Origin of the sequence: Paracoccus sp. S3-43, from assembly GCF_029027965.1 — a bacterium.
Lineage (GTDB): Bacteria > Pseudomonadota > Alphaproteobacteria > Rhodobacterales > Rhodobacteraceae > Paracoccus.
Map to the genome: position 1 here is coordinate 2,379,294 of NZ_CP119082.1, position 19,751 is coordinate 2,399,044.

Annotated in this window: 17 protein-coding genes and 1 tRNA gene; 9 read left to right on the top strand and 9 right to left on the bottom strand. The window is 67.2% G+C overall.

Annotated elements, in window-relative coordinates; genetic code table 11:
* Positions 1-141: 141 nt before the first annotated feature.
* Both gatB and PXD02_RS12405 read left to right on the top strand, forming a co-directional pair.
* Positions 142-1,671, top strand: coding sequence for an Asp-tRNA(Asn)/Glu-tRNA(Gln) amidotransferase subunit GatB (gene gatB, locus PXD02_RS12400; RefSeq protein ID WP_275104174.1), 1,530 nt, complete (start codon positions 142-144; stop codon positions 1,669-1,671).
* 47 nt (positions 1,672-1,718) lie between these two features.
* A complete protein-coding gene (locus PXD02_RS12405; RefSeq protein ID WP_275104175.1) occupies positions 1,719-2,168 on the top strand; it encodes a DUF4177 domain-containing protein in 450 nt (149 codons plus the stop codon).
* Between the two features lie 264 nt (positions 2,169-2,432).
* Here the strand turns inward: PXD02_RS12405 and PXD02_RS12410 are convergent, their stop codons facing one another.
* From PXD02_RS12410 to PXD02_RS12440, 7 genes are all read right to left on the bottom strand, one after another.
* Positions 2,433-2,732, bottom strand: coding sequence for a DUF1330 domain-containing protein (locus PXD02_RS12410; RefSeq protein WP_275104176.1), 300 nt, complete (start codon positions 2,730-2,732; stop codon positions 2,433-2,435).
* On the bottom strand, positions 2,729-5,386 hold the full coding sequence (gene alaS, locus PXD02_RS12415; protein ID WP_275104177.1) for an alanine--tRNA ligase: 2,658 nt from the start codon (positions 5,384-5,386) through the stop codon (positions 2,729-2,731). Before alaS ends, PXD02_RS12410 begins: the two co-directional genes overlap by 4 nt.
* A gap of 181 nt (positions 5,387-5,567) precedes the next feature.
* Positions 5,568-6,644, bottom strand: coding sequence for a recombinase RecA (gene recA / locus PXD02_RS12420; RefSeq protein WP_275104178.1), 1,077 nt, complete (start codon positions 6,642-6,644; stop codon positions 5,568-5,570).
* A 178-nt stretch (positions 6,645-6,822) separates the two neighbouring features.
* A complete protein-coding gene (locus PXD02_RS12425) occupies positions 6,823-8,907 on the bottom strand; it encodes an ATP-binding response regulator (protein WP_275104179.1) in 2,085 nt (694 codons plus the stop codon).
* Between the two features lie 80 nt (positions 8,908-8,987).
* Positions 8,988-10,130, bottom strand: a complete 1,143-nt coding sequence (locus PXD02_RS12430) for an RsmB/NOP family class I SAM-dependent RNA methyltransferase (RefSeq protein WP_275104180.1) — start codon at positions 10,128-10,130, stop codon at positions 8,988-8,990.
* On the bottom strand, positions 10,127-11,296 hold the full coding sequence (locus PXD02_RS12435; protein WP_275104181.1) for a nucleotide sugar dehydrogenase: 1,170 nt from the start codon (positions 11,294-11,296) through the stop codon (positions 10,127-10,129). Before PXD02_RS12435 ends, PXD02_RS12430 begins: the two co-directional genes overlap by 4 nt.
* A gap of 59 nt (positions 11,297-11,355) precedes the next feature.
* Positions 11,356-11,442, bottom strand: a tRNA-Leu gene (locus PXD02_RS12440).
* Between the two features lie 69 nt (positions 11,443-11,511).
* Between PXD02_RS12440 and lipB the strand changes: the two genes are divergently transcribed.
* The 5 genes from lipB to PXD02_RS12465 all read left to right on the top strand — a co-directional run bounded on the left by lipB (position 11,512) and on the right by PXD02_RS12465 (position 15,625).
* Complete coding sequence (gene lipB, locus PXD02_RS12445; RefSeq protein WP_275104182.1) at positions 11,512-12,249, top strand: lipoyl(octanoyl) transferase LipB; 738 nt, start codon at positions 11,512-11,514, stop codon at positions 12,247-12,249.
* 47 nt (positions 12,250-12,296) lie between these two features.
* Positions 12,297-12,713, top strand: a complete 417-nt coding sequence (locus PXD02_RS12450) for a c-type cytochrome (protein ID WP_275104183.1) — start codon at positions 12,297-12,299, stop codon at positions 12,711-12,713.
* A gap of 152 nt (positions 12,714-12,865) precedes the next feature.
* Positions 12,866-13,303, top strand: a complete 438-nt coding sequence (locus PXD02_RS12455; protein ID WP_275104184.1) for a universal stress protein — start codon at positions 12,866-12,868, stop codon at positions 13,301-13,303.
* 141 nt (positions 13,304-13,444) lie between these two features.
* On the top strand, positions 13,445-15,121 hold the full coding sequence (gene ctaD, locus PXD02_RS12460; RefSeq protein WP_275104185.1) for a cytochrome c oxidase subunit I: 1,677 nt from the start codon (positions 13,445-13,447) through the stop codon (positions 15,119-15,121).
* Between the two features lie 54 nt (positions 15,122-15,175).
* On the top strand, positions 15,176-15,625 hold the full coding sequence (locus PXD02_RS12465; RefSeq protein ID WP_342759006.1) for a DUF2244 domain-containing protein: 450 nt from the start codon (positions 15,176-15,178) through the stop codon (positions 15,623-15,625).
* Here the strand turns inward: PXD02_RS12465 and PXD02_RS12470 are convergent, their stop codons facing one another.
* A complete protein-coding gene (locus tag PXD02_RS12470; RefSeq protein WP_275104187.1) occupies positions 15,626-15,817 on the bottom strand; it encodes a DUF3008 family protein in 192 nt (63 codons plus the stop codon).
* A gap of 40 nt (positions 15,818-15,857) precedes the next feature.
* On the bottom strand, positions 15,858-16,319 hold the full coding sequence (locus PXD02_RS12475) for a GatB/YqeY domain-containing protein (protein WP_275104188.1): 462 nt from the start codon (positions 16,317-16,319) through the stop codon (positions 15,858-15,860).
* Positions 16,320-16,446: 127 nt separating this feature from the next.
* Here PXD02_RS12475 and carA point away from each other — a divergent pair, with 127 nt between their 5' ends.
* Together carA and PXD02_RS12485 are read left to right on the top strand one after the other, a co-directional pair.
* Entirely contained in the window at positions 16,447-17,601 is a 1,155-nt protein-coding gene (gene carA / locus PXD02_RS12480; protein WP_275104189.1) for a glutamine-hydrolyzing carbamoyl-phosphate synthase small subunit, read from the top strand.
* Positions 17,602-17,655: 54 nt separating this feature from the next.
* Entirely contained in the window at positions 17,656-19,716 is a 2,061-nt protein-coding gene (locus PXD02_RS12485) for a glycosyltransferase (RefSeq protein WP_275104190.1), read from the top strand.
* The last annotated feature ends 35 nt before the right edge of the window (positions 19,717-19,751 follow it).

Here is a 19,751-nt window from a genome sequence, read left to right on the forward strand (position 1 = left end):
CGATTCCTGCGCCCGTTTCGTGCCAGCCCGCGATTCGCCGGGGCCTTGCCGCTTTTGGTCCACCGCCCCCGTGACATCATCCGCGCGCTGACCTAAAAGACCTGCACCTGCAAAACCCGCCAGCCCGATCCGAGGTTTCCGATGCTCGACCATCTTTCCTTCACCGCGCCCCAGCCCAAGACCATCGCCGGGGCCAAGGGCGACTGGGAACTGGTCATCGGGCTGGAGGTCCACGCCCAGGTCGCCTCGAACGCCAAGCTGTTTTCCGGCGCCTCGACCGGCTTCGGGGCGGAACCGAACAGCCATGTGGCCTTCGTCGATGCCGCCATGCCGGGGATGCTGCCGGTCATCAACGAATTCTGCGTGGCCCAGGCGGTGCGCACGGGCCTGGGCCTGAAGGCCGCGATCAACCTGCGTTCGGCCTTCGACCGCAAGAACTATTTCTATCCCGACCTGCCGCAGGGCTATCAGATCAGCCAGCTTTACCACCCCATCGTGGGCGAGGGCGAGGTGATCGTCGACATGGCCCCCGGCATTGCCCGCCGCGTCCGCATCGAGCGCATCCACCTGGAACAGGATGCGGGCAAGTCGATCCATGACATGGACCCGACCATGTCCTTTGTCGACCTGAACCGCACCGGCGTCGCCCTGATGGAGATCGTCAGCCGCCCCGACATCCGCGGCCCCGAGGAAGCGGCGGCCTATGTCGCCAAGCTGCGCCAGATCATGCGCTATCTGGGCACCTGCGACGGCAACATGCAGAACGGCAACCTGCGCGCCGACGTGAACGTCAGCGTCTGCAAGCCCGGCGATTACGAACGCTATCAGGAAACCCAGGATTTCAGCCATCTGGGCACCCGCTGCGAGATCAAGAACATGAATTCGCTGCGCTTCATCCAGCAGGCCATCGACTACGAAGCGCGCCGCCAGATCGCCATCATCGAGGATGGCGGAACGGTCGTGCAGGAAACCCGCCTCTACGATCCCGACAAGGGCGAGACGCGGTCGATGCGGTCCAAGGAGGAAGCGCATGACTATCGCTATTTCCCCGATCCCGACCTTCTGCCGCTGGATATCGAGCAGGCCTGGGTGGAGGGCATCGCCGCCTCCATGCCCGAACTGCCCGACGAGAAGAAGGCCCGCTTCGTGCGTGATCTGGGCCTGTCGGAATACGACGCGGGCGTGCTGACCGCCGAGGTCGAGAACGCCGATTATTTCGAAGCCGTGGTCGGTGGAGGAGAGTCGGGAGGCCGCGACGGCAAGATGGCCGCGAACTGGGTCATCAACGAGCTGTTCGGCCGGCTGAACAAAGAGGGGCTGACGGTCGAAACCTCGCCCGTCTCCCCCGCCCAGCTTGGCGGCGTGATCGACCTGATCGCCTCGGGCGCGATTTCCGGCAAGATCGCCAAGGATCTGTTCGAGATCGTCTGGACCGAGGGCGGCGATCCCGCCGAGATCGTGGATTCGCGCGGCATGAAGCAGGTCACCGACCTGGGCGCCATCGAAAAGGCGGTGGATGACATCATCGCGGCCAATCCCGCCCAGGTGGAAAAGGCCCGCGCCAATCCGAAGCTGGCGGGCTGGTTCGTGGGCCAGGTGCTGAAAGCCACCGGCGGCAAGGCCAATCCGGCCGCCGTCAACGACCTCGTCGCCCGCAAGCTGGGGATGTGACGGCCCGCCCGTCCCCGGTCCCATCCCCCACCGAAAGGAGCCGCGCCTTGAGCCATTTCGAATACAGCGTCATCCCCGCCCCCGCGCGCGGCGAAAAGGCCAAGGACGCCAAGACCCCTTCGGACCGCTATTCGGCGGCGCTGACCACGGAACTGAACCGGATGGCCCGCGACGGCTGGGAATATGTCCGCGCCGACGTGCTGCCGTCCGAGGAGCGCAGCGGCCTGACCGGACGCAGCACGGTCTATCACAACCTGCTGGTGTTCCGCCGCATGGTCCCGGCCCCCGCGGCGGCTGCGCCCGCCCGCCAGCCGCAGCCGGAATATCCCGCCGCCGCGTCGCCGGTGCGCGCACCGGAACCCGTGCCGGATCTGCCGCAGGCGGCGGCCCCGCAGCCCAGCGACCATGCGGAGGGCGCAAAGCCCCAGGATACCGTCGCCGCCGGGGCCGAGGCGATGCCGCCCGCGCCACGCCACGCCCCGTCCTCGCAGCCTTGATGCAGCCCTGATCAGGCCGCGCGGGCCTGCACCGGCGGAATCAACGGCTGCACCGTCACGCTGTCCCGGTCGAAGATGCGGAAGCTGCCGGGCGGCACCTCGCGGTCCAGTCGCTTTTTTCCGTCTCCAGCGGTTCTAGCGCCACGGCGCGGCCGTTGGATCCGGGCGGCTGACGATATCTGCCAGAAAGACCGTCTGGCCCAGCCAGGCGGCCCAACGGCACATGACCCTGCCTCGTCGTGTCGTCTTTCCGTCATGAACAGCCTATTCCGCCAGCGGGGGCGTTTCCTCGACGATCACAAGTTCGCGTTCCGACGCACCCCGCGCATGGGCCAGCGCCGCCTGGTATTCCCTGCTGTTATAGCAGGCCACGGCCGCGTCAAAGCTGGGAAAGCGGGCGACCACGTTGCGGAGCCGGTCCTTGCCCTCCATTTGCTGGTAACGCCCGCCGCGCGCCAGGAAGACCCCGCCATGCGCCGCGATCGCCGGACCGGCGGCCTGGGCATATTTCGCGTAAGCGTCCGGATCGGTGACGGTCACATGGGCAATCCACAGCGCGGTCATGCCGATTCCGCCAGCAGTTTCTCGACCTGGGCGATGGCGTCATCGGCCGCTTCCAGGCTGGGCGCGCCGCCCTGCGCGCGGTCGGGACGCCCGCCGCCGCCCTTGCCGCCAAGCGCGGCGGTGGCGGTCTGGACCAGCGTCACCGCGCTGATCCGGTCCACCAGATCCGGCGTCACGCCCGCCGCGACGGTCGCCTTGCCCTCGGCCTCGGCCAGGACCAGCACCGCGCCGCTGCCAAGCTGCGATTTCATCTCATCGACAAGCGCGCCCAGTTCCTTGCCGCCGACCCCCTCGACCCTGCGGCCGATGAACCTGACGCCGCCGATCTCTTTCGCGGCCTGGGCCTGACCGCCGCCCATCGCCAACTGGCGCTTCAGTTGCGCGACCTCATTCGCCAGCGCCTTGCGTTCCTCGGCAAGCGCCTTGACGCGGTTCACCACATCGCCCGCCTGTGCCTTGAGCAGCCCGGCGATTTCCGACAACTGGCTGTCGGAATGGCGCAGATGGGCCAGGGCGGCCTGCCCGGTCAAGGCCTCGATCCGCCGCACCCCGGCGCTGCTGGCGCTGTCGCCCAGCAGCGCGAAGGCGCCGATGTCGCCGGTGCGCGCGACATGGGTGCCGCCGCACAGCTCCAGCGAATAGGTCGCCCCGTCCCCGCCCTTTCCGCTGCCCGTCAGGCTGCCCATCGAGACGACCCGCACCTCGTCGCCGTATTTCTCGCCGAACAGCGCCTGCGCGCCCAGGGCGCGCGCGTCGTCGGGCGTCATGATGCGGGTTTCCACCGGGCTGTTCTGGCGGATGAAATCGTTCACCTCGGCCTCGATCCGGGCCAGTTCCTCGGGCGACACCGCGCTGTTATGGCTGAAGTCGAAGCGCAGCCGGTCGGGCGCGTTCAGGCTGCCGCGCTGCGCGACATGCTCGCCAAGCGCGCGGCGCAGCGCCTCGTGCAGCAGGTGGGTGGCCGAATGGTTCGCCCGGATCGCGCTGCGGCGGGCGTGATCGACCGAGAGGGTCGCGCCCTGCCCCCGGCTGATCGTGCCCAGCGTCACCTCGGCCACATGCAGGAACACGCCCGCCACCTTCTTCGTGTCGGTGACGCGGGCCGCGCCGGTTTCGGTCTTGATCAGCCCGGTATCGCCGACCTGGCCGCCGGATTCCGCATAGAAGGGCGACTGGTTGACGACCAGATGCACGCTCTGGCCTTCGGTCGCCTCGCCCACATCGGCGCCATCGGCGACGACGGCAAGGATCTGGCCCTCGGCCTCTTCCGTGTCATAGCCCAGGAATTCGGTCGCGCCATGCTTTTCGGCCAGTTCGTACCAGATGGCGGCGTCCCTGGATTCGCCCGACCCCGCCCAGGCGGCGCGCGCCTTGGCCTTCTGTTCGGCCATCGCCGCGTCGAAACCGGCGGTATCGACCGACCGGCCCTTTTCGCGCAACGCGTCCTGCGTCAGGTCCAGCGGGAAGCCATAGGTGTCATACAGCTTGAACGCCGCCTCGCCCGGCAGGTTCGCGCCTTCGGGCAGGCGGGCAAGTTCGTCGTCCAGCAGGCGCAGGCCGCGGTCCAGCGTCTGACGGAAGCGGGTTTCCTCGCTGCGCAGGGTTTCCTCGATCAGGGCCTGGGCGCGGGTCAGTTCGGGATAGGCCGCGCCCATCTGCCGCACCAGGGCGGGCACCAACCGGTGCATCACCGGATCCTGCGCCCCCAGCATATGCGCGTGGCGCATCGCCCGGCGCATGATTCGCCGCAGCACATAGCCGCGCCCTTCATTGCTGGGCATCACCCCGTCGGCGATCAGGAAGCTGGTGGAGCGCAGATGGTCGGCGATCACCCTGTGATGCACCTTGCCCGGCCCGTCCGGGTCGTTGCTGGTGGCATGGGCCGACGCCTCGATGAGGCTGCGCATCAGGTCGGTGTCATAGTTGTCGTGCTTGCCTTGCAGCAGCGCGCCGATCCGCTCCAGCCCCATGCCGGTGTCGATCGACTGCATGTCCAGCGCGCGCATCGAGCCGTCCTCGAACTGCTCGTTCTGCATGAAGACCAGGTTCCAGATCTCGATGAAGCGGTCGCCGTCTTCGTCCGCCGATCCCGGAGGGCCGCCCCAGATGTGGTCGCCGTGGTCGAAGAAAATCTCGGTGCAGGGGCCGCAGGGGCCGGTCGGACCCATCTGCCAGAAGTTGTCGCTGGTCGGGATGCGGATGATCCGGTCGTCGGTCAAGCCAGCGACCTTCTTCCAGATATTCGCGGCCTCGTCGTCGGTGTGATACACCGTGACCAGCAGCTTGTCTTTCGGAATGCCGAAGTCCTTGGTCAGCAGTTCCCAGGCGAACGGGATCGCCTGGTCCTTGAAATAGTCGCCAAAGCTGAAATTGCCCAGCATCTCGAAGAACGTGTGGTGCCGCGCGGTATAGCCCACGTTGTCGAGGTCGTTGTGCTTGCCGCCCGCGCGCACGCATTTCTGCGCGGTGGTCGCGCGGTTATAGTCGCGCGTCTCAAGCCCCGTGAACAGGTTCTTGAACTGCACCATGCCCGAATTGGTGAACATCAGCGTCGGATCGTTGCGCGGCACCAGGGGCGAGGACTCGACGACGCGGTGGCCGTTGCGCTCGAAAAAGCTCAGGAACGTCGAGCGGATGTCGTTCAATGTGGGCATGGTGGGCTTTCGCAATCTAGGGGCGGGGCCGGACGGGCCGGGCTGGCGCATGGTCTATAACCGGCGGCCCGTCCTGTCCAGCAATCGCCGCAAGGCCGGGCTTGCCGCACAGGGTCGCCGGAAACGGAAAAACGCGCGGACAACCCTGCCCGCGCGCCCGGTCTTGCGGCCTGCCTGCCGATCACTCCTCGGTCAGGCTGTCCTCCTCGGAGTCGCCGCCCTCGGCTGCGAATTCCAGGCCGTGGCTGGCGCGGATCTTGTCCTCGATGGCCATGGCGCGGTCGGGATTGTCGCGCAGGAACTGCTTGGCGTTCTCGCGGCCCTGGCCGATGCGTTCGTCGCCATAGGAATACCAGGCGCCCGACTTTTCCACCACGCCGGCCTTGACGCCCAGGTCGATCAACTCGCCCACCTTGCTGATGCCCTCGCCATACATGATGTCGAATTCCACCTGCCGGAACGGGGGCGCCACCTTGTTCTTGACGACCTTCACGCGGGTGGTGTTGCCGATCACCTCGTCGCGGTCCTTGACGGCGCCGGTGCGGCGGATGTCCAGGCGCACCGAGGCATAGAATTTCAGCGCGTTGCCGCCCGTGGTGGTTTCCGGGTTGCCGAACATCACGCCGATCTTCATGCGGATCTGGTTGATGAAGATCACCATGCAGTTGCTGCGCCCGATGCTGGCGGTCAGCTTGCGCATCGCCTGGCTCATCAATCGGGCCTGGCTGCCCATCTGCATGTCGCCCATGTCGCCCTCGATCTCCGACTTGGGCGTCAACGCCGCGACCGAATCGACCACCACCAGGCTGACCGCGCCAGAGCGCACCAGCGTATCGACGATCTCAAGCGCCTGTTCGCCAGTATCGGGCTGGCTGATCAGCAGCTCGTCCAGGTTCACGCCCAGCTTCCTGGCGTATTGAGGATCCAGCGCGTGTTCGGCGTCGACAAAGGCGCAGACGCCGCCCTTCTTCTGTTCCTCGGCCACGACATGCAGCGTCAGCGTGGTCTTGCCCGAGCTTTCCGGGCCGAAAATCTCGATGATGCGGCCCTTGGGCAGGCCGCCGATGCCAAGCGCGATGTCCAGGCCCAGCGATCCGGTCGAGGTCGCCTCGATCTCGGCCACCGGGCTGTCCTTGCCCAGCTTCATGATCGAACCCTTGCCGAACTGGCGTTCGATCTGGGCCAGGGCGCTGTCGAGCGCCTTCTGCTTGTCCGCGCTGCGCTTGTCGTTCATGTCGAAGATGCTCGCCTGTGCCATACGTCCTCACCGTTATTTCACAGCCTGGCCGACGGGGCAATCTGCCGGCCATGATGGTTTATGTTCACTTCTTGTTCCTGTGGATAAATGCGCGTTCCCGGCCAGTTTTTCAAGCATTATCCGGCCGGGGACTCACATTTCCTCAACCAGTCTGGACCCCGCGTGATTGACAAACCCTTCACGCATCCAACCTGCGGGGCGGATCCTGCATCTGGCGGGCGACCGCCTGGATCAGTTCGTTCAGGGTAAAGGGTTTCGCCAGGAAGGCCGCGTTCGGAATCGGGTCATGGCCTTCGCCGAAGATGTCCTCGGTATAGCCGGACATGAAGACGACCCTGGTTCCGGGCCGGTCGCGCAGGGCGGCGCGGACCCAGCTTGGCCCGTCCATGCCGGGCATCACCACATCGGTGACGAAGATGTCGACCGCCAGCCCGCCGTTCAGCAGGGCCAGCGCCTCCTCGGCGCTGGCGGCCTCGTGGACCTCATAGCCCTTCAGCCGCAGGGCGCGCGCGGCGAAGGCGCGGACGGGGGCCTCGTCCTCGACCAACAGGACGCTGGCGCGCTGCGCGGGCTGGGTCATCGCGGCCACCGCCGCCACCGGGCGGACGGCCTGCCGGACGCCGGCCTGGGCGGGGAAGTAGAGCGAGAAGCAGGTGCCCTTGCCCAGTTCGCTGTCGCAGAAGATATAGCCGCCGGTCTGCTTGACGATGCCATAGGCGGTGGACAGGCCCAGCCCGGTCCCCTCGCCCACGCGCTTGGTGGTGAAGAACGGCTCGAAGATCTTGTCGCGCAGGGCCGCGTCGATGCCGCAGCCTTCGTCGGTGACGCGGATGCGCAGGTAATCGCCCTTGGGCAGGGACACCTTGTCGCGGGCCAGATCGCCGTCGATCGACAGGACATCGGTCCGGATCTCGATATTGCCGCCCGCAGGCATGGCGTCGCGGGCGTTCACGACAAGGTTCATGATGACCTGCTCCAATTGTCTCTTGTCGGCGCGGATGGCGCGCAGGGTGGGGTCGTGGCTGATCGTCAGGGTGATCTTCTCGCCCACCAGGCGGTTCAGCAGGTGGGTCAGTTCCGCCAGCACGTCGCGCGTGTCCAGCGTTTCCAACTGCAATTGCTGGCGGCGCGAGAAGGCCAGAAGCTGCCCCACCAGCGAGGCCGCGCGGTTGGCGTTCTGGCCGATCTGGTCCAGGTCGGCATAGTCGGGATCGCCCTTGTCGTGGCGCAGCATCAAGAGGTCGCAATGGCCGCGGATCGCGGTCAGCAGGTTGTTGAAATCATGCGCGACGCCCCCCGCCAACTGGCCGATGGCCTGCATCTTCTGGCTTTGCACGAACTGCGCCTCGAGCGTCTTGAGCGCGCTTGCGTCGTTCAGGACCGCGATCAGGCCCGGCTGTTCGACCGGATCCATGGCCAGCGTCACCTGGAAATGCTGTTCCTTGGCCGCGTCGTCGGGCGACCGCAGGCGCAGCACCTCGGACCGGCCGTCGCTGCGGCGCGCGGCATAGGTTTCGGCGATCCATTCCCCCGCCGGGCGGCCGGGACCGTCCAGCAGGCTGCCGATATGGACGGGATCGGCCCCCTGCGGCAGGCTGGCGCCCAGCAGCCGCCGCGCCGCCGCATTCGCCCGGCGGATATAGCCGTTGGGCGCGATGCGCAGCAGGGCCACGGGGATCGCCTCGAAATCGTCGGGGGCCTCGGCCTCGTCGGCGGCCAGGGGATCGGCGGGCGGGGTGCCCTGCCGGTGATAGGACCAGACCTGCAAGGGCGCATCCTCGGCCCGGCTGAGCGTCAGCGTATCGCCCGAGCCGAGCGCCAGATCCGCGCAGCCGACATAGCCCGCGCGGCGCACCAGCCCGTTCACGTCGTCCACGGCGTCCGCCCGCAACTGCGAGACCAGCCGCAGGATGTTCTGCCCGGCGATGTCGCCGAATCCGGTCCGCGACGCCTCGTTCTGCAAGACCACCAGGCCGTCGGAATCGCAGATCCAGATCGGATCGGCGGCCGCCGCGACCTCGTGCCGGATCGAGGCCAGGGCGCGCCGCGCCGCCAGCCGGTCCAGCACATAGCCCAGCGAGATCACGCCCCCCAGGATATACCAGGCAACCGCGATGGTGCCGATCACCAGCCCCGCCAGCCCATAGCCGCTTTGCGGCAGCGCCAGGGCCGCCACGGCGGCGACCACCACCGGCAGCATCAGCAGCGGAAGCGCCACGGCCGCATTGCGAGAGACGGCGGATTGCGTTTCCCCGAATGTCATCCGTCTAGCCCCTTTCCAAGCCTTCAGGATCGTCGATACCGCCAAACCGCTTAACAAGCCGTTAATGGCGGCCCGCCGCTTCATCCGCGCGCCATCAGGGACAGGAAAAAGCCGTCGCTGGCCTCCAGCGGGGTCCAGGATTGCCGCGAAACCTGTCGAAAACCGGGATTTTCACCCAGGAACCGGTCGACCTGCGCGCCGTTTTCATCGTCAAGGACCGAGCAGGTCATATAGGCCAGATGCCCGCCCGGCCCGACAAGACCCGCCGCCCGGCGCAGGATCTGGGCCTGCACCGCCATCAGGTCGCGCAAGCCCTGCGCGTTCAGGCGCCATTTCGAATCGGGCGTGCGCCGCCAGGTTCCCGACCCCGAACAGGGCACGTCGGCGATGACCAGATCGAAGGCGCCCTTCGGGGCGGCCACGATCTGGACGCTGACGCCCGCGCGTTCGGCCCGTTGCGGCAGGTCGCGCATCCGGGCGGGATCGGCGTCATGGGCCACCGGGCTCAGCCCCGGCGCGCGGCCCGCGATGGCCAGCGTCTTGCCGCCGCCGCCCGCGCAGTAGTCCAGCACCCGCATCCCCGCAGCCAGGGGCAAGGCGGCGCAGGCCAGTTGCGGGGACAGATCCTGAAGCTCGACCAGGCCGTCGCGATAGGCGCGGCCTTGCGACAGGCGCCGTTCATGCGCCGTCACCCGCAAGGCGGTGGGCAGGCGCGCATCGGGTTCCGCCGCGATCCCGTCCTGGGCCAGCGCGCCGATGGCCAGGGCGGCATCCGCCTTGACCGGATTGACCCGCAGCCAGACCGGCGCCCGCTGGCGCATCCGGTCGGCGACGGCCTGGGCCCGGTCTCCCAGAGACGCGTCCCACAGGGGGCGGATCCAGGCGGGGATGTCGGTGATGCCTTCCGCCGTGCCGGGCCGGTCGCCCGGTCCCAGCGGCGGGGGCGCATGGCCCTGGCCGGTGAAAAGCCCTGCCGGATCGCGCCCGGCAGCACGCAGCCCGCCGATCATCAGCCCCCTGCCCGTCAGCGCCCCGCCAAGCGCCGCATGGCTGTCGCGGCGGCGCAGGGCGTCGAAGACCAGATCCCGCACCGCCGCCCGGTCCCCGGATCCCGCGAACCGGCTGGACCGCGACCACCGCAGCAGCGCCTGTTCGGCGGGCTGGCCCGCAAGGACATGATCAAGGATCCCGATCGCGGCAGAGATGCGGGCGGCCGGCGTCATATGTCGCGTTGCAGCAGGTCGCGGGTGAACAGCTTGTCGGCCACATCGGCCAGGTCGTCGTGGCGGCGGTTGGCGACGATCAGGTCGGACCGGGCCTTGAACGCCGCCAGATCCCGTTCCACCGGCGAATGGAAGAAATGATCCGCCGCCAGGGCCGGTTCATAGACGACGCAGGCGATGCCCTTGGCCTTGATCCGCTTCATGATCCCCTGGACGGCGCTGTCGCGGAAATTGTCCGACCCTTCCTTCATCACCAGGCGATAGATGCCGACCGTCCGGGGATTTTGGGCAACGATCTGTTCGGCGATGAAGTCCTTGCGGGTGCGGTTCGATTCCACGATGGCCGCGATCAGGTTCTGCGGCACCGACGAATAGTTCGCCAGCAGCTGCTTGGTGTCCTTGGGCAGGCAATAGCCGCCATAGCCGAAGGACGGGTTGTTGTAGTAATCGCCCACCCGCGGATCCAGCCCGACGCCCTTGATGATCGCGCGCGGATCCAGCCCGTTGGTCAGGGCATAGCTGTCCAGCTCGTTGAAATAGGCCACGCGCATCGCCAGGAAGGTGTTGGCGAACAGCTTGATCGCCTCGGCCTCGGTCGATTCGGTGAACAGGACGGGCACGTCCCGGTCCAGCGCGCCTTCCGCCAGGAGCGCCGCGAAGCGCCGCCCGGCCTCGCCCTTGTCGCCGACCACGATCCGGCTGGGATGCAGGTTGTCGTGCAGCGCCAGCCCCTCGCGCAGGAACTCGGGCGAGAAGATGACGCCCTGGAAGCCGGTCGCGGCCCGCATCCGTTCGGTGAAGCCCACCGGAACCGTGGACTTGATGATGATCGGCGTGGTGGGGGTGTGCTGGCGGGCCAGGGCGATCACCGACTCGACCGAGCTGGTGTCGAAGCTGTTCGTCCGGGGGTCGTAATTGGTGGGCGTCGCCACGATCACGAAATCCGCGCCCGCCATGGCCTGCCCGGCATCGGTGGTGGCCGCCAGGTCCAGGTCGCGCTCCGCGAAGAAGCGGCTGATCTCGGCGTCCTCGATGGGGGGCTTGCGGGCGTTGACGGCATCGACGCGGGCCTTGTCGATGTCCAGGGCCACCACGGTGGAGTGCTGCGCCAGCAGAACCGCATTCGACAAGCCGACATAGCCAAGGCCGACAACCGCTATCTTCATCGCATCCCTCATCCGCAACGGGCCGTTGCCCGGTTTCCTTGGATGGGTATGGGAAGGTATGGTGCGGTCGAGAAGACTCGAACTTCCACTCCGGTTAAGGAACAGCGACCTCAACGCTGCGCGTCTACCAATTCCGCCACGACCGCATCCGGGCAGTGCGGCGGGTGATAGCCGAGGCAGGGGGGATTGAAAAGGGGGATTCTGTCGCCCCCGGCTTGACGCCGCGCGCGCGCCGGGCCAGATCCGGGCGCATGGTGGAATGGATCACGGCACCGGGGCTGACGGGTTACGACGAGGCCGTGTCCTTCATGGAGGCGCGGGTCGCGGCGATCCATGCGGGCCAGGCGGACGAACTGGTCTGGCTGGTCGAACATCCGCCGCTCTACACCGCCGGAACCAGCGCGCGCGACGGCGACCTGCTGGAGGCGCGCTTTCCCGTGCATGTCACCGGGCGGGGCGGGCAATACACCTATCACGGGCCGGGCCAGCGAATCGTCTATGTCATGCTGGATCTGAACCGGCGCGGGCGCGACGTGCGCGCCTTCGTGGCCCGGCTGGAGGCATGGGTCATCGCCTCGCTGGCGGAATTCGGCGTGACCGGGGTGATCCGCGACGGCCGGGTCGGCGTCTGGGTGCCGCGCCCCGACAAGGCGCCCCTGCCCGACGGGACGATGCGCGACGACAAGATCGCGGCCATCGGCGTCAAGCTGCGCCGTTGGGTCAGCTTTCACGGCATCGCCATCAATGTCGAACCCGAGCTGAGCCATTATTCCGGGATCGTGCCCTGCGGAATCAGCGGTCATGGCGTGACCAGCCTGGTCGACCTGGGCCTGCCGGTCGGCATGGGCGACTTGGATCTGGCGCTGCGCCACGGCTTCGATACGATCTTCGACCAGGGCGGCGGGGCCGGATGCGACCTTCTGACAGGTGGCGAATCCGTTTCGGCGCCTTAATGTGTTCTGTTGGGACTTCCAAGATCTTTGGAATAGCGAGGAAAAGAATGAGATTTGCCATCATCGGCGCCCTGCTGGGCGCTGCCCTAGCGACACCCGCGCTTGCACAGGACGGCGACGCCGCCGCCGGAGAAAAGGAATTCCGCAAGTGCAAGGCCTGCCACATGATCCAGTCGCCCTCGGGCGAGGATATCGTGAAGGGCGGCAAGACGGGGCCGAACCTCTTTGGCGTGGTCGGACGGCCCGCGGGATCCGAGGAAGGCTTCAAGTATTCCGACGCGCTGATTGCCCTGAAGGATGCGGGCGAGGTCTGGACGCCCGAGGATCTGGCCGCCTACATGACCGATCCCAACAAGTTCGTGCAGGAAAAGACCGGCGATTCGTCGGCCCGCACCAAGATGACCTTCAAGCTGAACAAGAACCAGGCCGATATCGCGGCCTTCCTGGCCAGCGCCGGGCAATAGCGCGGGCCGACGCGCCACGTCGGCGGGCCGGTCCCCCTAGGCCGGCCTGTTTGATTCACATCATGTTTCCCCTGCCTCTGTTGTGGCAGCGTCGGCGCCGCAACCAGGCCCGCGCCCCAGCGGCGCGCTGCCGCCGCGAGAGGAGGAGCATCATGTTCAAGCATATCCTGATCCCGACCGACGGGTCCGAACTGGCCGGGCAGGCCATCGACAAGGGCCTGGCCCTGGCCGCCAGCCTGGGCGCGGCGGTGACGGTCGTCATCGTGACCGAACCGTTCCACATCCTCAGCACCGATGCGGTGCAGGTGGAAAGCAGCCGGTCCAGCTATGACACGGATGCCGCCGCCTATGCCGACCGGGTTCTGAAGGCCGCCCGCGCCAAGGCCGAGGCGGCGGGCGTCCGGGTCCAGACGCATCACAAGTGGCACGACAATCCCTATCAGGCGATCATCGACACCGCGCTGGACGAGGGCTGCGACCTGATCGCCATGGCCTCGCACGGGCGGCGCGGCGTGGCTGCGGTGGTGATGGGCAGCCAGGCCACCCGGATCCTGACGCATTCCAAGATTCCGGTGCTGGTCTATCGCTGATCCGGCCGCCCGGCATCTGCCACCAAAAGCTGTCGTCCCGGCGACCTTAGGGCATTGCCGGGTCGGCACGGCTGGTCTAGAACGACCACAGGGAATTGCCGGTCTGCCGGACCGGATCACTATATCTGAGGGAGTTCGGGTATGGCAGACGCAGCCGTTCATGGCCACGACGACCATCACGACACGCGCGGGTTCTTCACCCGCTGGTTCATGTCCACCAATCACAAGGACATCGGTATCCTATACCTGTTCACCGCGGGGATCGTGGGGCTGATCTCGGTCTGCTTCACCGTCTACATGCGGATGGAACTGCAACATCCGGGCGTGCAATACATGTGCCTGGAGGGCGCGCGCTTCATCGCCGACGCGGCGGCCGAATGCACCCCGAACGGCCATCTGTGGAACGTGATGATCACCTATCACGGCGTCCTGATGATGTTCTTCGTGGTGATTCCGGCCCTGTTCGGCGGCTTCGGCAACTATTTCATGCCGCTGCATATCGGCGCCCCGGACATGAGCTTTCCGCGCCTGAACAACCTGTCCTACTGGATGTATGTGGCGGGCGTCGCCTTGGGCGTGGCCTCGCTGCTGGCGCCGGGCGGGTCGGACCAGATGGGGTCGGGCGTCGGCTGGGTGCTGTATCCGCCGCTGTCCACGACCGAAGCCGGGTATTCCATGGACCTGGCGATCTTCGCCGTCCACGTCTCGGGCGCGTCGTCGATCCTGGGGTCGATCAACATCATCACCACCTTCCTGAACATGCGCGCGCCGGGCATGACGCTGTTCAAGGTGCCGCTGTTCGCCTGGTCGGTCTTCATCACCGCCTGGATGATCCTTCTGGCCCTGCCGGTGCTGGCCGGCGCCATCACCATGCTGCTGATGGACCGCAACTTCGGCACCAACTTCTTCAACCCGGCCGGCGGCGGCGACCCGGTCCTGTACCAGCACATCCTGTGGTTCTTCGGCCATCCCGAGGTCTATATCATCATCCTGCCGGGCTTCGGCATCATCAGCCATGTCATCGCCACCTTCGCCAAGAAGCCGATCTTCGGCTATCTGCCGATGGTGCTGGCGATGGCCGCGATCGGGGTCTTGGGCTTCGTCGTCTGGGCCCACCACATGTATACGGTCGGCATGTCGCTGACCCAGCAAAGCTATTTCATGCTGGCCACGATGACCATCGCGGTGCCCACCGGCATCAAGGTGTTTTCCTGGATCGCGACGATGTGGGGCGGGTCGATCGAGTTCAAGACGCCGATGCTCTGGGCCTTCGGCTTCCTGTTCCTGTTCACCGTGGGCGGCGTGACGGGGGTCGTCATCGCCCAGGCCCCGCTGGATCGCGTTTACCACGATACCTATTACATCGTCGCGCATTTCCACTATGTGATGTCGCTGGGCGCGGTCTTTGCGCTGTTCGCGGGCGTCTATTACTGGATCGGCAAGATGTCCGGCCGGCAATATCCCGAATGGGCGGGCAAGCTGCATTTCTGGATGATGTTCATCGGCGCGAACCTGACCTTCTTCCCGCAGCACTTCCTGGGCCGTCAGGGCATGCCGCGCCGCTATATCGACTATCCGGTCGAATTCGCCTACTGGAACAATATCAGCTCGATCGGCGCCTATATCAGCTTCGCCTCTTTCCTGTTCTTCATCGGCATCATCGCCTATACGCTGCGCGCCGGCCAGCGGGTGACACAGAACAACTACTGGAACGAACATGCCGACACGCTGGAATGGACCCTGTCCTCGCCCCCGCCCGAACACACGTTCGAGCAGCTTCCCCGGCGCGAGGATTGGGACCACAGCCACGCGCACTGATGCCCATCGATGCCCTATGAATGGCAGGATACGGCCCCGGATCACTCCGGGGCCTTGTCATATCGGCTGCGGCTGTGGCCCTATCGGTCGCTGCCGCGCAAGGGGTTTGTCTGGTTCATCGGCCTGACGGCGGGCTTCATGGCGCTGCCGGTGGTGGCGATGCTGGGCACCGCCGTCCTGTGGGGTCTGCTGCCCTTCGTGCTGCTGGTGATCGGCGGCGTCTGGTATGCGATCCAGCGCAGCTATGCCCAGGCCGACATGGCCGAGGAGCTGGTCCTGGACCGCACATCCGTCCGGGTGTCGCGCCGCGATCCCGGCGGTGCGTTGCGGGAATGGACGACCAACAGCTATTGGCTGCGGCCCGCCCTGCGCAAAGGTCCGGTCGAATCCTACCTGACCCTGACCGACGGCCAGAGGGAAATCGAACTGGGTGCCTTCCTCACGCCCCAGGAACGCCGCAGCCTCTATGACGACCTGATGCGGCGGCTGGCCAGCCTGCGCTGATCAGTCCTTCTTCGCCACGTGCTCGGGCTTGCCCTTCCGCTTGGTTTCGGCGAAATCCTCAAGCTGGCTTTCGGACATGCTGTCATACATGTCCTTGGACGGGCCTTTCAGATCCTTGACCTTGGTCTCGCCGCGCTTGGCGGACAGGGCCGCGCCTGCGGCTTTCTGCTGGGCTTTCGATTTGGCGGGCATGGCTGTTACCTCCTGCCCGGCGGAACGCATGGCGGCCGATTCAGTTCAGCAGCCGCGCCTTGACCATCGGCCCGACGGCGCCGAAATCCATCTGCCCGGCATGGTGGTCGCGCAGTTCCGCCATCACGCGTCCCACATCGCGGATGCCCGTCGCGCCAAGCGCGGCGATGGCGGCGTCGATGGCCGCGGTGGCTTCGGCCTCGGTCAATTGCCGGGGGAGGAACTCCTGGATGATGGCGATCTCGGCCTCTTCCTTCTGGGCCAGCTCCAGCCGGCCGCCTTCCTCATAGGCCTTGGCGGATTCCTGGCGCTGCTTGACCATCTTCGACAGGATCGCGATCAGGTCGGCGTCGGTCAGCGTGCCGTCGCCGTCGCCGGTGCGGGCGGCGATTTCCTTGTCCTTGATGGCGGCGCCGATCAGGCGCAGCGTGGACAGCCGCGCGCTGTCCTTGGCCTTCATGGCTTCCTTGGTGGCGGCTTGCAGCCTGGCTCGCAGGTCCATTGGCGTCTCCTGGTCGCGAAAGCCTGCTATCTAGGCCAGCGGGCGCGGCAAATCAAGCCGGGCTGTGTTCTTGACCTTGGCCGCCCGGCCCCCTATTCACCGCCTGATTCAGACAAAGGGTGCCGCCATGGCCAACAAACCGACCGCCTGCCTTGCGCTTGCCGACGGGACAGTCTTCTACGGCCAGGGCTTCGGCGCCCCCGGAGAGGTCGTGGCCGAACTGGTCTTCAACACCGCGATGACCGGCTATCAAGAGATCATGACCGATCCCAGCTATGCCAGCCAGATCGTCACCTTCACCTTTCCCCATATCGGCAATACCGGCGTCACGCCCGAGGATGACGAGGCCCCCGATCCCGTCGCCAGCGGCATCGTCGTCCGCTGGGATCCGACCCAGCCGTCGAACTGGCGCGCGGCGGGCGCCCTGCCCGACTGGATGGCCCGGCGCGGCCGCATCGGCATGGGCGGCGTCGACACCCGCCGCCTGACCCGCGCGATCCGCCAGCAGGGCGCGCCGCATGTGGTGCTGGCCCATGACCCGGACGGCAATTTCGACATCGCCGCGATGGTCGCCCGCGCCCGCGCCTGGACCGGCATCGTCGGGCTGGATCTGGCCAAGGATGTCACCTGCCGCCAAGGCTATCGCTGGGACCAGGGCGCCTGGGAATGGGGCAAGGGCTTCGGCACCCAGCCCGGACGGAAGCCCTTCAAGGTCGTGGCCCTGGATTATGGCGCGAAACGCAACATCCTGCGGTCGCTGGTGGCTTACGGCGCCGATGTGACCGTCCTGCCCGCCACCGCCACGGCCGAGGAGGTTCTGGCCCATGACCCCGAGGGCGTGTTCCTGTCGAACGGTCCCGGCGACCCCGAGGCGACGGGCGAATATGCCGTGCCGATGATCCAGACCCTGCTGGACCGCGACTTGCCGATCTTCGGCATCTGCCTGGGCCACCAGATGCTGGCGCTGGCGCTTGGCGCGCGGACGGTGAAGATGGGCCACGGCCATCACGGCGCGAACCATCCGGTGCGCGACACCGAAACCGGCAAGGTCGAGATCACCTCGATGAACCACGGCTTCGCGGTGGACAGCCAGACCCTGCCTCTGGGCGTGATCGAAACCCATGTCAGCCTGTTCGACGGCAGCAATTGCGGCATCCGGGTTCAGGGCAAGCCGGTGTTCTCGGTGCAATACCACCCCGAGGCCGCGCCGGGGCCGCAGGACAGCCTGTATCTGTTCCAGCGTTTCGCCGACGCCATGCGCAGCCGCCGCGCGGGCGCTTAACCCCTTCTTAACCGCTTTTATGCCACCCATGGGCGATCCAACAGGGAATCGCCCATGGTCAGTCCTCAACCAGTTGCCTTTGTTCCCCACGATGCTGCCCCCGCGCCGACCATGGCGCCGCGCCACCAGGCGCCGCTGGGGCAGTTGCTGCTGGAAGACGGCGCCGTCGATCCCGGCAACCTGCTGAAGGCCAGCGTGATGCGCGGGCGGCAGGACAGCCGCCTGGGCCAGATCCTTCTGTCGCAAGGCTGGGTCACGCCCGAGGCGCTGCTGCGCGCGCTGTGCCGCCAGTGGCGGACCTCGGCGCTCGATCCCGCCCGGACGCCGGGCGATCCGCGCCTGATCGACGCCCTGGGCGCGGAATTCTGCCTGGCCAACGCCATCCTGCCCTGGCGCCGCATCGGCGGCGTCACCTGGATCGCCACCGCCCGCCCCGAGCTTTTCGCGGACCTGATCCCCGGCCTGCCCGACAGCTTCGGCAAGGTGCGGATGCTTTTGTGTTCCGAAGACCAGGTGCAGGCCGCCGTCCTGGCATCGCGCCGCATCGCCATGATCCGCAAGGCCGAGATGCGCGTGCCTGCCGCCGAATCCTGCCGGTCCCGGAACGAGGCGCGGACCGGCCGCATCGCCTTGGGCGTCATGGCGGGGCTGGCGCTTGGGCTGTGGCTGGTGCCGGTGGCGGTGCTGTCGGCGCTGACCCTGTGGGCCACGCTGTCGCTGATCGCGCAAAGCGGTCTGAAGCTGGCGGCCCTTGTCGCCAGCCGCCGCATCCAGGCCGAGGAACGCGCCCAGTCCGAAGACCTCGCCCAGGGCCGCGCCGCGCGGGCCGAAATGACCGGCCCGCTGCCCGTGATCTCGGTCATGGTGCCGCTGTTTCGCGAAAGCGATGTCGCGGGCAAGCTGGTGGTGCGGCTGTCGCGCCTGGACTATCCGCGAGAGCTGATGGACATCCTGCTGGTGATCGAGGCCAGCGACCAGGTGACCCGCAACGCCCTGCAAGGCGCGCGCCTGCCCGGCTGGATCCGCGTGGTCGAGGTGCCGAACGGCCCCGTCCAGACCAAGCCCCGCGCGCTGAACTATGCCCTGAACTTCTGCCGGGGCGCGATCATCGGCGTCTGGGACGCCGAGGACCGGCCCGATCCCGACCAGCTGCATACCGTCGCGCGCCGCTTCCATTTCGCCGCCACCGACGTGGCCTGCCTGCAAGGCGCGCTGGATTACTACAACCCGCGCACCAACTGGCTGGCGCGCTGCTTCACCATCGAATACGCGGCCTGGTTCCGGGTGATCCTGCCGGGCGTGGCGCGGCTGGGCCTGGTCGTGCCGCTGGGCGGGACGACGCTGTTCTTCCGCCGCGACGCATTGGAGCAGGTCGGCGCCTGGGACGCCTGGAACGTGACCGAGGATGCTGACCTGGGCGTGCGCCTGGCCCGGCGCGGCTGGCGGACCGAGATCATCGACACCACCACCGACGAAGAGGCGAATTGCCGCGCCCTGCCCTGGATCAAGCAGCGGTCCCGCTGGTTGAAAGGCTACGCGATGACCTGGGGCGTCCACATGCGCAACCCGCGCCTGCTGTGGCGCGAACTTGGCGCCTGGCGCTTCATCGGCTTCCAGATCCAGTTCCTGGGCAGCCTGTCGCAATACCTGCTGGCCCCGATCCTGTGGAGCTTCTGGCTGCTGAGCCTGGGCCTGCCCCATCCGCTGCGCGAGCCGCTGGCGGGGGTCTGGGGCGGCTATGCGATTCCGGCGCTGTTCGGGACGTTCGTCGCCTCCGAACTGCTGTCGATCGGGGTCGGCATGTGGGCCGTGCGCGCCGACAAGCATCGCCACCTGATCTATTGGGTGCCCAGCCTGCACCTGTATTTCCCGCTGGGCTGCCTGGCCGGGTGGAAGGCCATCTACGAGGTCGTCGTGAAGCCCTTCTACTGGGACAAGACCGCGCATGGCATCTATGACGCGGCCGATGCGGCGGTGACCCTGCCCGAGGGGACCGTTTCGATCCCCCTGCTGGGACAGATCGGCGATCCCGCCTCCGCCGTCCGGCGCGCAGCGCCCGCGCCCCTTGTGGACATCGCCGCGCCGCCTGCCGTGCCGGTCCGCAAAAGCGCCTGAACCGGACGGGCGCGTGACAGGGGCGGCATCGCTGT